Origin of the sequence: Mycobacterium zoologicum (assembly GCF_020181635.2) — a bacterium.
Classification (GTDB): Bacteria; Actinomycetota; Actinomycetes; order Mycobacteriales; family Mycobacteriaceae; genus Mycobacterium; species Mycobacterium zoologicum.
The window spans coordinates 1-11,706 of the sequence record NZ_JAYJJS010000048.1 but is presented as its reverse complement, the minus strand read 5'-3'; the positions used below and the strand labels follow the sequence as shown (position 1 = coordinate 11,706).

Genomic DNA, 11,706 nt, shown 5'->3' with positions numbered 1-11,706 from the left:
CCCACTTTCATGCCGCCCCACCGAGGGTCATCCACAGGTTCTGATCATTGCTCGGTTGCCACCACTTGTACCGTGCAGTACAGTCTTCCGTACGGCGTGCTGATCCACGCAAGCCTCGGGAGGACAAACATGGAGATCTCGACGCCCGACAACAATGTCGCACCTGACTTCGACGGCCTGCGGGCAATGTTCGTCAACTGCACTTTGAAGAAGTCGCCCGAGCGCAGCCACAGTCAGGGTCTGGTCGATATCAGTACCGCACTGATGAAAAGGCATGGCGTGGAGGTAGATCAGATTCGGGCTGTCGATCATGCCATCGCCACCGGGGTCTACCCGGACATGACAGAGCATGGCTGGGAAACCGATGACTGGCCGGCACTCTATGAGCGCATCATGGCTGCCGACATCCTTGTTCTCGTCGGTCCGATATGGCTTGGCGACAACAGTTCAGTGATGAAAACCGTCATCGAACGGCTCTACGGATGCTCGGGCATACTCAACGACGCCGGGCAGTACGCGTATTACGGGCGGGTGGCCGGGTGCCTCATCACCGGCAATGAGGACGGCATCAAACACTGCGCGATGAACATTCTCTACAGCCTGCAGCATCTCGGCTATGTGATTCCGCCACAAGCGGATGCGGGTTGGGTGGGGGCTGCCGGTCCGGGCCCGTCTTACCTCGACGAAGGGTCCGGAGGGCCGGGCAACGACTTCACCAACCGCAACACCACCTTCATGACCTACAACCTGATGCACATCGCATCGCTGCTGCGCGCAGCCGGTGGATTTCCCGCGTACGGCAATCAACGCGCAGCGTGGGATGCCGGTTCACGATTCGGATTTGCCAATCCCGAGTACCGGTAAGTGCGAGAACATGATTGAGTTCCTACCTTTGGGCCGTGCTGCCAGGTGTACGCGCTGACCAACAGGACCAAATTCGAATTGGCGTCACACATGAGCATCAACGGGACGGGCCACTTCTCGAGCGTCCAGGTGAGACTCTAGGCAGCCCGGAAGCACAGTCATGAATCCGGCCACCACGGTTCGAGCTGTGTCCACAGTCGGGTGTCCCGCTGACTCACCCTCGGCACTGGCCGAGCGGTTCGAGCGTGAAGCCATGCCGTACCGTGCCGCCCTCCTCCGCACGGCCCGGCGACTCACCCGTCGGGAGGTTGACGCCGAGGACCTGGTGCAGGACACAATGATCAACGCATTCAAGGGATTCCACCGTTTTCAGTCTGGCACCAATCTGAAAGCATGGCTCTATCGGATCATGCACAACCGATGGATCAGCGCGTACCGGATGAAACAACGTCGGCCGGAAGAATTCTGTCTCGACACGATTGCTGACATCGATATCGCCGGTCTCGCTTCGCGTTCGACTCGGTTCGCACGTTCGGCTGAGGACGAGGCCATGGACGGTCTATCCGACGGCCAAATAAACGAAGCACTTCGGTCGCTGCCGGACGGGTTCCAGAAGGTGCTGTACTACGTAGGCGTCGAGGGTTTCACCTGTGCCGACACTGCGATCCTTTTGGGAATTCCGGTCGGCACGGTCATGTCCCGCCTATCGCGGAGCCGCGTGCGACTGCGTGTACAACTGGCAGGCTACGCGGAAGGTTCAGGAGCCCGGCCACACCGTCATCCAACCTGACCAATAGTCACTGCCCCCAGCGGGCGTCGATATCGCGTACCACATGTACCGGACATGCCCGGTTCATCAGTGGTCGCGGTGTGGTTCCAACAGTGCGGCCTGCCCGACCGAATGGCGTGCGCGCCGCAGCCAGTCGTGGGTTGCGGCGTGGGACTGTTCGGTCAGCAACGCGGCTTGGGAGAAGTCAGTTGGCGCGACGCGCACGGGGCAAAGCGGTGGGACGACGCGGATGTCGACAGTGCTCTCGAAGCGATCGACGTCGTTGGCGAGCCTCTGATTGATCGCGATCGTCATTGCGTGCATTGCCAAACCCAAAGCGCCTCTAGGTGCAGACCGCAGGGCGCAAGCGTAGCCGGTTGGCAACACGTAGATGACGTCGGCGCCGAGCCCCACTGCATGCGAGAGCGGGGTGTTGTTGACGACCCCGCCGTCCATGAGGTCTCGGCCGTCGATACGCACCGGCGGGAGGATCGCAGGTATGGCTGCACTTGCTGCGATGGCGTCGGCCGCGTCTCCCGACGAGAGCAGCACATCTTCCCCGGACAGCACATCGGTTGCCACGCAATGAAACGACGTGGGAGCGTCTTGGAGCAACTGGAAGCGTAGATGCTGTCGCAGGATTCGTCGTAATCCATCACCAGAAGCGAAGTGTCGGCGTTGTCCGAAGATACAGAGCACGCTGGTACCGAAGCGCGTGGGGAATACGTCCCGCCTCGACAATGAGTGCCATACCCGAATCAGATCCGTGGTTCCAGCGACATCGGGACGGGCGGCCACCCACCCCCCGTTGACTGCACCCACCGATGTGCCGATGATGATGTCCGGCGTGACGCCCGCCTCGAACAAACTGAGGAGCATCCCGGCCTGCACCGCGCCCAGACTTCCTCCTCCGGAGAGCACAAATGCCGTCACCATGATGGTGTGAGTATGGACGTCGAACGCGGCTCTCGCCGGTGTTTGAGTATCGTGCAGCAATCCTTCTTCCGTTGCAACAGAGAGTGACTCACGACAATGCAGCACCGGACGAGTCGGGAGGAGTCGGTTCCCTTCGTCGGGCGAGGAGGGGGTTCCAGATCTGATTGATCGACGGGTGCGGCGCCACGACGTGGCGAAGTGTCTCGACCGGCACCTTGGCGACGATGGCGAGTGTGGCCGCTTGGGCGAGTTCGGCGAACTCGGGTCCGACGAACGTTGCGCCGAGCAGCGTGTCGGTGTCGGCGTCGATGACCAGTTTCGCCCAGGCGTCGAAGCCGTCGCGGAAGATGGCGAGGTCGGGCACGGCCTCCGGGTACCGCGCGGTGGTCGTCGTGACCGCGAATCCGTCGGCGCGCGCCTGACTTTCGGTTCGTCCCACTTCGACGACCTGCGGGTCTGTGTAGACGACCTGCGGAAGGTTGTGCCTGTCGCGGGCGATGAGTTCATCGACGCCGAGCTGGCGGCCTCGTGCGCGGGCGGCGATGATGTCGGCGACGACGACTGCGTGATACTGCGATAGGTGCGATAAGAGTGCGCGTCCGGTGGTGTCGCCCATCGCGTACAGCCAGGTGCCGTCGACTCCGAGTGCCTGCAAGTGGTCGTCGACGGTGACGAACTCTCCGCCCTTCAGACCGACGGTCTCCAAACCGAGGGCATCGGTGTTGACCACACGTCCCGCGGCTACGACGATTTCGTCGACCTCGATACTCTCGTCGCCGACGGTGGCGGTGACCGCGCCGCCCGCGACGGGCCGGTTCACGCTGGAAAGACGAGCATGGAAGCGAAGGTCAACCCCGCTGCGCCGCAACGACTCGGTGACCATCTCGCTGGCGACGCTCTCGGAGTTGCGCAGCAGGATGCTGCCGCGTGCGAGCAGGGTGACCTTCGAGCCCAGGCCGGCGAGGATGGTGGCGAACTCGACGGCGACAACCCCACCGCCGATGATCAGGGTTCGTGGAGGCACGTGCGTCATGCCGGCCAGCTCGCGGTTGGTCCAGGGGCGCGCCTCGGCCAGTCCTGGTACATCGGGGATGGCGGGGCGGGTACCGGTGGCGAGCACGACCGCCTGCCGCGCTCGGACGGTCTCCTCACGGCCGTCCGGGTGGGTCACGGTGACCTCCCGGGCACCGGCGAGCCGACCTTGGGCGTGGAGCACCGTAAGCCCGCTCTGCTGCAGCGCCGCGGTGACGCCCTCGTCGTTGAGATGATCGACGATCGCGTCGCGCTTGGCGAAGACGGCGGCGACGTCCAGCTGCCCCGGCCTCACGGTTTCCCGGACGCCGGGAACGGCCTTCGCCAGACCCAGTACCTCGATCGGACGCAGCAGTGTCTTGGTCGGGTTGCACGCCCAGTAATGGCATTCACCACCGATGAGGCGCTCCTCCACAAGAGCCACCTCCAGCCCTTCGGCGAGGAGGTATTGCGCCGCTGAGGCGCCGCCGGGGCCACCGCCGATGACGATTACGTCGAATTCCGAATCTTGACTCATATCAGCCTCTGTCTTGGTCGGCTCGTGCTTCAGCGGTATGGATGGACACTTCAGAGCGCAGGGTGCGATGCACCGGGCATCGGTCGGCGATGTCGAGTAGCTTGGCGCGTTGATCGGCATCGAGCGCGCCGACGAGGGTGATATCGCGTTCGATCCGGTCGACCATCCCCGTGGCGGTCTCGCATTCCGCGCAATCCTCGGCGTGGATGCGGAAGTGGCGCGAGTCAACGATGACACGTTCGAGTGGCCACCGCTTCCGATCGGCATACATGCGCACCGTCATCGACGTGCAGGCACCGAGTGCGGCGAGGAGCAAGTCGTACGGGGTCGGGCCGGCGTCATCGCCTATTGGGCGGGGTTCGTCCGCGGTGAGTCGATGCCCCCGCGCACTGATCTGCTGCGTGAGTCTGCCGGGACCGCTCTCCGCGACCCGCACGGCGCCGTCGGCCGGGTCATCGATCGTCAGACCGGCCGGCGTGTCGGCGGTCACGTACCTGCTGGACCAGGCTGCGAGGACGCTCGCCGCGTACTCGGCGTCGGCCCGATCGCTGAGAAGGTGGTCGGCGCCGTCGAGAGCAATGAACGACTTCGGATGCCGCGCGGTGTCGAAGATGATCCGCGCGTTGTTCACCGACACCACCTCGTCGAGCGGGGAATGCATGACGAGCAGCGCGGCGTCGAGCGTGGAGATGCGCTCGCACTGCGGTTGCATCGCGATGTCGTCCAGAAATTCGCGACGCACCCGGAACGGTCGCCCACCGATCGATACGGTGGCCTCACCCGCTTCGACAGCGGGTAGGTCATCACCCAGCAATCCGGTGACGTGGAAGGGGTCGGCCGGTGCTCCGATGGTGACGACCCCGCGAACCTCGGGGATTCGAGATGCAGCCGCCAAGACTGCCGCTCCGCCAAGCGAATGCCCGATCAGGACCGCCGGGGCACTGAATTGGTCGCGGAGATGATCGGCGGCGCGCACCAAGTCTTCGACATTGGAACTGAAACCGGTCGCGGCGAAGTCGCCCTCGGACTCTCCCAAGCCGGTGAAGTCGAACCGCAATACCGCGATACCCTGCCTCGCCAGCGCGCGCGAAATCCGGCCTGCTGCAGCATTATCTTTGCCACAGGTGAAGCAGTGGGCAAAGAGTGCCCAGGCTTTCGGGGCGTCACTCGGCATCTCCAGCTTGCCTGCCAACTCTCCGCTACTGCCGCGGAAGACCGTTCTGGTTGAGGTGCGCATGTGTCTCCCTCGGTTCCCGACGGTTGTGGGTGAATGGACTCCATAGAACAGTTCGCCCCCTGATGCCGACGAGACGGATAGCCCGTCGGCGCGTCACGCAATTTCATACATCGAGGTTCGTCCCGAAATGGCTTGTGGTCCTCGTCCCTTTGGGCTACGACCGAGCTCAAACTGTACTGCAGAGTACACCCGATGGCGCCGTCTCGCGGACCAGGTTCGGGCTTCGGTGTAACGGATGCTGCCCACCCCGACACTCACCTACGTCTGATCATCGTGCGAAGCCTGTGAAGCCGAGCCCGTGACCGTGGCATCACGACCGGGCGCCAACCAGCCACTGCTCGATGGTTGGCGAGATCTCAGCGCGAAAGATGAATGGAGAGTTTCGATGAACGAATCCTCGAACCCACCTACTGCCTACAGCACGTCGGTCCCACAACATCACTGGCACGCCCGTGCGGCGATCGTCAATGCTGCCGCCTCGATGATGCACCACCGCGGCGTCGCCGCGACGTCGATCGGTGATGTCTCCCGCGCATCCGGGGCAGAGACCCGCGAGCTTCATCGCCATTTCCGCGACAAGACCGAACTGGTCCGAGCGGTCATAGAGCGCGAACTCACCGTCATACTCGACGGCCAGGATGCCGCCGACGCGATCAATTCATGGGACGGGCTCGATACCTGGGTATCGCGCGTTGTGGACACACAACGCGCCCAGGACGGTCCGTTCGCATGCCCGCTGGGGACCTTGGCCACCGAACTTCAGAACTCACACGAGTACCGACCTGCGCTGGCAGCCGCATTCCGCACCTGGGAGGGACATCTGGCCGCAGGCCTACGCCGGATTCAGGACCGCGGTGAGCTGGACCCGACCGCCAATCCAGACCGCCTCGCCGCCGGCCTGCTTGCGGCCCTGCAAGGCGGATATCTCCTCGCATCGGTCCACGGCCGGATCGAGATCATCCGTGACGTGCTCGACGACGCGGTGGCAGCGCTGCGCCGCTACCAGGTCTGACCGATCCGCTGCGCACGTTCTGGTTTCATCCGGATCGCACAGCACACCTCAGCGCCGGCACAACGATGCCTTCACAGCCATATGTACTCTGCAGTACAGTCTGCCTCGGACCACCCCAGAAGCGAGTCGGCGACGAGTATCCCCGTGGCCGTCGATGCCCCCACGAGCACACCCAGAACGCGCGTGACCCGCGAAGGAGATTCCCATGGCAGTGGTCAACAGCGGGTTTGGTAACCGTCGCGGCGCCAGCGACTCGCGGTTGCCGCCGGGCCAGACGCTCGTCGGCGACTGGCCGGTGCTGACGGCCGGCCTGACGCCCGATATCGGGACGGACGAATGGTCGTTCACCATCACGACCGAGACGGGCGCCAAGCACGGATGGGATTGGAAAGCGCTCCAGGACGTGGGCGTGGAGGACATCGTCACCGACATCCACTGCGTCACACATTGGTCGAAGCTCGACATGGCGTGGCGCGGAGTGCCCCTGGACCGGCTGTTCGAGGACGTCGACACCTCCTGCGACTACGTCATGGTCCGAAGCCACGGCGGCTACACCACCAACCTGCCCCTCGATGATCTGCTCGAGGGCCAGGCATGGATCGCCACCGAGGCAGAGGGTGAGCCCCTGACGCCCGAGCATGGGGGGCCGGCGCGCCTTCTCGTGCCCCACCTCTACTTCTGGAAGAGCGCCAAATGGGTTCGCGAGATACAGATGATGCCCAGCGACGACCCCGGGTTCTGGGAACAGAACGGATACCACCTCCGCGGTGATCCGTGGCGGGAGGAACGTTACTGGTGACGTCTCCGATCCGCGCAAGCTGGCACGTCGGTCGCGTTGCCAGCCGCCGTCGGGAAACCGCGTCGGCGGTCCGCATCGAACTGGACGTGCCGACCTGGCCGGGGAACCACGCCGGTTCCCACCTCGACGTCCGGCTCACCGCCCCGGACGGATATCAGGCGACCCGGTCCTACTCGGTCGCGTCGTCTGGCGAGACGACTCGGATCATCCTGGCGGTCGAGGAACTCCCCACAGGTGAAGTCTCGCCATACCTCGTGCACCAGCTCGCGGTAGGCGACGAGCTCGAGGTGCACGGCCCTCTGGGACGGTACTTCGTCTGGATCCCATCAGAATCCGATCGTTCCCCGATTCAGCTCATCGCCGGCGGATCCGGCGTGGTACCGCTGTTCGCGATGGCCGGAGCGCGTGAGCACGAGGCGGACCATGCCGAGTTCCGACTGCTGTACTCGGTCCGGACGCCCGAGGACGTGGTCTTCGCCGAGGAGCTCACGGCGCTCTCAAAGACCACCGTCGACATGGTGTACACCCGGAGATCCTCCCCAGGATCGCCGCGTCCGCCCGGGCGACTGACTCGGGAGTCGGTCGCCGGTTACGTCTTCCCCGCCGCGGCGATACCGCGCATCTTCATCTGCGGGCCTACACCGTTCGTCGAGGCGGTTGCCGGCTGGCTTCTCCAACTCGGCCATGATCCCACCCGAATACGCACGGAACGCTTCGGAGGCAGCGGATGACCCACCTCGACGGAAACGCGCTCGCCGGACTCTTCGCCGACACCCTCGGCATCGAGATCACCGCCGCGATCGGACGATGCGCAAGCTGTCATCAGATATTCGAACTCGCGCGCGCCCACGCCTTCATCACCGCCATCGGCGCGGTCCTGCGTTGCGCGCACTGCCAGGGCATGCTCGCCGTCATCGTCCAAAAGCCGCACGAAGTACTCGTCAACCTGTCGGGGCTGGCACACATCGCGATTGCACGGCCCTGAGCCGACCCCCGATGCCGCTACGCCCGGCGCTTCGCCGCGACCGTCCGTCGCCGCGGTGTTGCCCTGCGACGCAAGGACAGCAGCGCATTCTCGACCGCATCTTCGAAAACTGTTCCGTCGTCGTGTATTTGGGCCATCATCAACCCGCCCTGCACGGCGGCGACGATTGATTGGGCCAATCGATCGGGATCCGATTGCCGGGTGAGCTGACCGCGCTCGCGCATGACCTCCAGACCGCGCGCCAGCGGCTCCTCCCATCGCCGGAAGGCGGCGTCCAGGTGCGGAAGATAAGCAGGATCGTTCTTCAGTTCGGCGGCCATCGATCCGAGCGGGCACGCGAACGGCCCATCCAGGACACGATGACTCTCCACGACCTGCTCAGACCACCGCTGCAGGCCCGCCCAGGAATCGGCGTGATGTACTGCTGGTTGCGCCGCCAAGATGAGCTCGACCTGATGGTCGATGACCGCCCGGATCAGGTCGGCCCTGTCGTCGAAGTAGTGGTACAGCTGCGACTTGCCACAACCCGCGGCCGCCAGAACGTCATCGAGACTGGTCGATGCCACGCCACCGTGACGCATCATGGTCGCGGCCGCATCGACGATTGCCGCACGGCTGCGCAGCCCCCGCGCGGACAAGGACGGCCTCGGACTCTCGCCCGTTGCCGCCTTCTCGGGCGCCCGCGTTGCTGCCATCAGTCCACGATAGCGTCTCGGTCAGTCGGACTTCACCCGTCATCAGGGCCGACTACTGTCCAGTTCACTGGCGACTTTGGTGCTGAGGGCGCGGCGGCCAGGTAGCGGTCGCTCACGTGCCGCCGACGAGGGGATGCCGACATGCTCGAACCGGTGGGCACAGCATTGCTGGCCGAGCAACTGCGCAACGGCGATCCGGAGGCCTTCAGCAAGCTCCTCGACCTCTACGGGTCCTCGATGCTCCGAGTAGCGCGTGGATACGTGTCCAGTCGCGACTTGGCCGAGGACGTCGTGCAGGAAACGTGGATCGCGGTCTTCAAGGGCATCCACAAGTTCGAGGGCCGCGCCTCGCTGCGGACGTGGATCTTCACCATTCTCATCAACGTCGCCAAGAAACACGGCCTGGCGGAGCGCCGCCACGCCGACACCGCCGTTCGCGTCATGACCGGCGGCACCGTTGATCCGGACCGGTTCCGCGACGCGGGCGATTCCCTACCCGGTCACTGGAAGGAACCACCCGCCCCGTTTCCGGACACACCCGAGGGGTCGCTGCTCGGCCGTGAACTCACACAAGTCGCCACCGCGGTGCTCAGCCGGCTGCCGGTGCGCCAACGGGAGGTGGTCACCCTGCGTGACGTACAGGGGTTCAGTTCCGAGGAGGTATGCCAATTGTTGGACATCAGCGCGGCCAACCAGCGAGTGCTGTTGCATCGCGGCAGAGCTGTCGTTCGCCAAGAGCTGGAAACCTATCTTGGGACAACGGAATGACCGCCGACGAGATCATCTGCAACCAGCTCGTCGAATTGGTGACCGACTACCTCGACGGCGTCCTCGATCCCGCCGTCGCCGTCAGGTTCGATGCACACCTGCTGGAATGTGATGGCTGCGTCAACTACCTCGAACAGTTCCGGTTGACGATCAACACCCTGGGGCGGGTTCCGTCCGATCAACTCGACGAGGGCTTCCGAGAGCGCCTGCTCGACACATTCCGCGGATGGACGTCCGCCCCCGAGCAGGGCCACGGCAGCTCGGGGTGAGGGTCGCACCGTCGAAGAGTGCGACCTCGACCGGTCTTCCGGACTGCGCACCGTGTCGCCGCGGACCCACATTGATCCACATGACATAGGCCAGAATCACGACCGTAGCTGCGAGGCCGCCTTCAGTGTGATCGTTCCAGACTCATACCGACGAATTACGTAGTGGCACACCAACTACATTGCTGGTCTGGACGATTCGTCACGGGCTGTGGTCCGGCGGCGCTGATTCCTTTGCGCTCCGCGCCAACAGTAGGACAGCCAATCGGGGAAAGGCGATGACCGACAGTAGACCAGCTGCGACCAGCGCGGCGTAATTGGCCGGTTGCAGCAGGCCCAGTTCCACGCCAATCCCCCCGGCCACCAACGGAATGCTGAGCGACGTGGCCTGCAGCAGACCTGCAGCCAGAACGTCGCGGCCACTCCCGAGCAACGGACGGTAGAGGATGGCAGGCAAGGCTCGCACGACCAGGAGTGCGACGACGAACAAAGGAATTTTGACCAAGGAGGAACCGTGGTCCATGAGTGCTCGAACGTCGAGTGACACCCCCGTTGCGACGAAGAAGAAAGGGATGAAGACACCGAATCCGACCGCATGCAGCTTGGCATAGAGCTGGGTGTGGGTCATATCGTCATCGCGGTCGAGCAGGGTCAACGCCGCCCCGGCAAGGAACGCCCCCAGGATCGACTCGAGTCCGAATGCCGAAGCAAGAGAGGCAAAGACCAAGAGCAGGGCCATAGTTCCGCGGACTCGAATCTCGGCGGTGGTGTCCTGCAGGTCGAGCAGCGTCCTACAGACGGTGCGGGCACGCTCCAGGCCGAGAACGACGGCGATGACGACACCGGCGAAGCCGAGAAACGCCGCCAGCAGCGTCAGCTTGGCCCCAACCCCGACCGATGGGTCTTCGGAGAACAACAGGGATAGAAGCACTATGGGCACGACCTCGGCGATCGACGCGCCGGCCACTATGACTTGCCCTGCTCGGGTTTCGACGATCCCCGCGTCCTTCAAGACCGGAAGTATGATGCCGAGCCCGGTTGCCGAGAGGATCACGGCCATCAGCACCGGCGATTGAGCGAGGCCCAACATTCCTAGGCCGACACCTACCGCCACCGCGAGAGCGAACGACACCACGAAGGCCCCCGAGGCGCGGCGCAGCAGTGGCCCTCTCAGATGACGGACGTCGATCTCCAGCCCGGCGAGCAACAGGAGGAATCCCAAACCGATCGTCGACAACACCTGGAGCGCAGCGTCCATGTGCACCCAGCCGAGCACCTGTGGGCCGACGATGACGCCCAGAAGAATCTCGAGCACGATCGCCGGCAGAGGCAGCCGGAGCACCCTGACGCTGAGCGGTGCAAGCAGGGCGACGACCGAGACGATCGCTACCGCAGTCAACGAGACAATGTTGAAAATCCCTTCTGGGATCCACAGGGTGAACGGTTTGGCGAGTGCGCACCATGCTTCGCGTGATCAGTCCTGTCAGACAGGGCTTTTCAGTGGCCGCACGAAGGTGAACGGCCAATGGAGGCCGAGTCACGTAGTTGTTTACTGTACTGCATAGTACATCTTATGCATATAGTTCGGCTCGTAGACGCCGCCTACCCGCACCCGCATACCAGTCCGTGATCTCGTAGTACTCCTCATAGTCCACGGCGCTGCTGCTGACTGGGATCGACAGGTATCTAGAACCCGAGGTGGCATCAGCGCCGATCGAGTACCGATGCTCTTTGGAGAAGTAGGCGTCTCGGAAACGCTCAGGTCCAGTCACGTCGGAGGAATTGTCAATACCTGTGGATCGGGGTGTTTCAGGCGACCTCCGTTT

General features: G+C 64.0%; 13 protein-coding genes. 8 read left to right on the top strand and 5 right to left on the bottom strand.

The window, feature by feature from the left end; translation table 11 throughout:
- The first annotated feature begins 129 nt into the window (after nucleotides 1-129).
- Both K6T84_RS23145 and K6T84_RS23140 read left to right on the top strand, forming a co-directional pair.
- Nucleotides 130-864, top strand: a complete 735-nt coding sequence (locus K6T84_RS23145) for a flavodoxin family protein (protein ID WP_202375160.1) — start codon at nucleotides 130-132, stop codon at nucleotides 862-864.
- 160 nt (nucleotides 865-1,024) lie between these two features.
- Nucleotides 1,025-1,654 carry a sigma-70 family RNA polymerase sigma factor gene (locus tag K6T84_RS23140; protein WP_202375161.1) on the top strand — a complete coding sequence of 210 codons (630 nt, stop codon included), beginning with the start codon at nucleotides 1,025-1,027 and terminating at the stop codon, nucleotides 1,652-1,654.
- Nucleotides 1,655-1,720: 66 nt separating this feature from the next.
- Here K6T84_RS23140 and K6T84_RS23135 read toward each other — a convergent pair whose 3' ends face one another.
- The 3 genes from K6T84_RS23135 to K6T84_RS23125 form a co-directional block, all read right to left on the bottom strand.
- Nucleotides 1,721-2,569, bottom strand: coding sequence for a patatin-like phospholipase family protein (locus K6T84_RS23135; protein WP_202375162.1), 849 nt, complete (start codon nucleotides 2,567-2,569; stop codon nucleotides 1,721-1,723).
- Between the two features lie 88 nt (nucleotides 2,570-2,657).
- Nucleotides 2,658-4,118: a dihydrolipoyl dehydrogenase family protein gene (locus K6T84_RS23130; protein WP_202375163.1), complete on the bottom strand. Its 1,461-nt coding sequence runs from the start codon at nucleotides 4,116-4,118 to the stop codon at nucleotides 2,658-2,660.
- A gap of 1 nt (nucleotide 4,119) precedes the next feature.
- The gene (locus K6T84_RS23125) at nucleotides 4,120-5,355 is read right to left on the bottom strand and encodes a bifunctional alpha/beta hydrolase/OsmC family protein (protein ID WP_202375164.1); all 1,236 of its coding nucleotides are present in this window, start codon (nucleotides 5,353-5,355) and stop codon (nucleotides 4,120-4,122) included.
- A gap of 385 nt (nucleotides 5,356-5,740) precedes the next feature.
- On the opposite strand from K6T84_RS23125, the gene K6T84_RS23120 reads away from it, so the two are divergent.
- The 4 genes from K6T84_RS23120 (at nucleotide 5,741) to K6T84_RS23105 (ending at nucleotide 8,151) form a co-directional block, all read left to right on the top strand.
- Nucleotides 5,741-6,367, top strand: a complete 627-nt coding sequence (locus tag K6T84_RS23120; RefSeq protein ID WP_202375165.1) for a TetR/AcrR family transcriptional regulator — start codon at nucleotides 5,741-5,743, stop codon at nucleotides 6,365-6,367.
- A 205-nt stretch (nucleotides 6,368-6,572) separates the two neighbouring features.
- Nucleotides 6,573-7,166 carry a molybdopterin-dependent oxidoreductase gene (locus K6T84_RS23115; RefSeq protein WP_202375166.1) on the top strand — a complete coding sequence of 198 codons (594 nt, stop codon included), beginning with the start codon at nucleotides 6,573-6,575 and terminating at the stop codon, nucleotides 7,164-7,166.
- Nucleotides 7,163-7,897 carry an FAD-binding oxidoreductase gene (locus K6T84_RS23110; protein ID WP_202375167.1) on the top strand — a complete coding sequence of 245 codons (735 nt, stop codon included), beginning with the start codon at nucleotides 7,163-7,165 and terminating at the stop codon, nucleotides 7,895-7,897. Before K6T84_RS23115 ends, K6T84_RS23110 begins: the two co-directional genes overlap by 4 nt.
- A complete protein-coding gene (locus K6T84_RS23105) occupies nucleotides 7,894-8,151 on the top strand; it encodes a DUF6510 family protein (protein ID WP_202375168.1) in 258 nt (85 codons plus the stop codon). Before K6T84_RS23110 ends, K6T84_RS23105 begins: the two co-directional genes overlap by 4 nt.
- A gap of 17 nt (nucleotides 8,152-8,168) precedes the next feature.
- Here the strand turns inward: K6T84_RS23105 and K6T84_RS23100 are convergent, their stop codons facing one another.
- Nucleotides 8,169-8,846: a TetR/AcrR family transcriptional regulator gene (locus K6T84_RS23100; RefSeq protein WP_202375169.1), complete on the bottom strand. Its 678-nt coding sequence runs from the start codon at nucleotides 8,844-8,846 to the stop codon at nucleotides 8,169-8,171.
- A gap of 141 nt (nucleotides 8,847-8,987) precedes the next feature.
- Between K6T84_RS23100 and K6T84_RS23095 the strand changes: the two genes are divergently transcribed.
- Nucleotides 8,988-9,614 carry an RNA polymerase sigma factor gene (locus K6T84_RS23095; protein WP_202375170.1) on the top strand — a complete coding sequence of 209 codons (627 nt, stop codon included), beginning with the start codon at nucleotides 8,988-8,990 and terminating at the stop codon, nucleotides 9,612-9,614.
- Entirely contained in the window at nucleotides 9,611-9,883 is a 273-nt protein-coding gene (locus tag K6T84_RS23090) for an anti-sigma factor family protein (RefSeq protein WP_202375171.1), read from the top strand. The genes K6T84_RS23095 and K6T84_RS23090 overlap by 4 nt, the downstream gene beginning before the upstream one ends.
- A gap of 199 nt (nucleotides 9,884-10,082) precedes the next feature.
- Here the strand turns inward: K6T84_RS23090 and K6T84_RS23085 are convergent, their stop codons facing one another.
- Nucleotides 10,083-11,279 (bottom strand): cation:proton antiporter, encoded by a 1,197-nt coding sequence (locus tag K6T84_RS23085; RefSeq protein ID WP_202375172.1) that lies wholly within the window; start codon nucleotides 11,277-11,279, stop codon nucleotides 10,083-10,085.
- Between the last annotated feature and the right edge of the window lie 427 nt (nucleotides 11,280-11,706).

Excerpts from the sequence above, each read along its gene's own strand:
- K6T84_RS23145 (WP_202375160.1), top strand. The coding sequence starts at position 130 with ATGGAGATCTCGACGCCCGACAACAATGTCGCACCTGACTTCGACGGC.
- K6T84_RS23140 (WP_202375161.1), top strand. The coding sequence starts at position 1,025 with ATGAATCCGGCCACCACGGTTCGAGCTGTGTCCACAGTCGGGTGTCCC.
- K6T84_RS23135 (WP_202375162.1), bottom strand. The coding sequence starts at position 2,569 with ATGGTGACGGCATTTGTGCTCTCCGGAGGAGGAAGTCTGGGCGCGGTG.
- K6T84_RS23130 (WP_202375163.1), bottom strand. The coding sequence starts at position 4,118 with ATGAGTCAAGATTCGGAATTCGACGTAATCGTCATCGGCGGTGGCCCC.
- K6T84_RS23125 (WP_202375164.1), bottom strand. The coding sequence starts at position 5,355 with ATGCGCACCTCAACCAGAACGGTCTTCCGCGGCAGTAGCGGAGAGTTG.
- K6T84_RS23120 (WP_202375165.1), top strand. The coding sequence starts at position 5,741 with ATGAACGAATCCTCGAACCCACCTACTGCCTACAGCACGTCGGTCCCA.
- K6T84_RS23115 (WP_202375166.1), top strand. The coding sequence starts at position 6,573 with ATGGCAGTGGTCAACAGCGGGTTTGGTAACCGTCGCGGCGCCAGCGAC.
- K6T84_RS23105 (WP_202375168.1), top strand. The coding sequence starts at position 7,894 with ATGACCCACCTCGACGGAAACGCGCTCGCCGGACTCTTCGCCGACACC.
- K6T84_RS23100 (WP_202375169.1), bottom strand. The coding sequence starts at position 8,846 with ATGGCAGCAACGCGGGCGCCCGAGAAGGCGGCAACGGGCGAGAGTCCG.
- K6T84_RS23095 (WP_202375170.1), top strand. The coding sequence starts at position 8,988 with ATGCTCGAACCGGTGGGCACAGCATTGCTGGCCGAGCAACTGCGCAAC.
- K6T84_RS23090 (WP_202375171.1), top strand. The coding sequence starts at position 9,611 with ATGACCGCCGACGAGATCATCTGCAACCAGCTCGTCGAATTGGTGACC.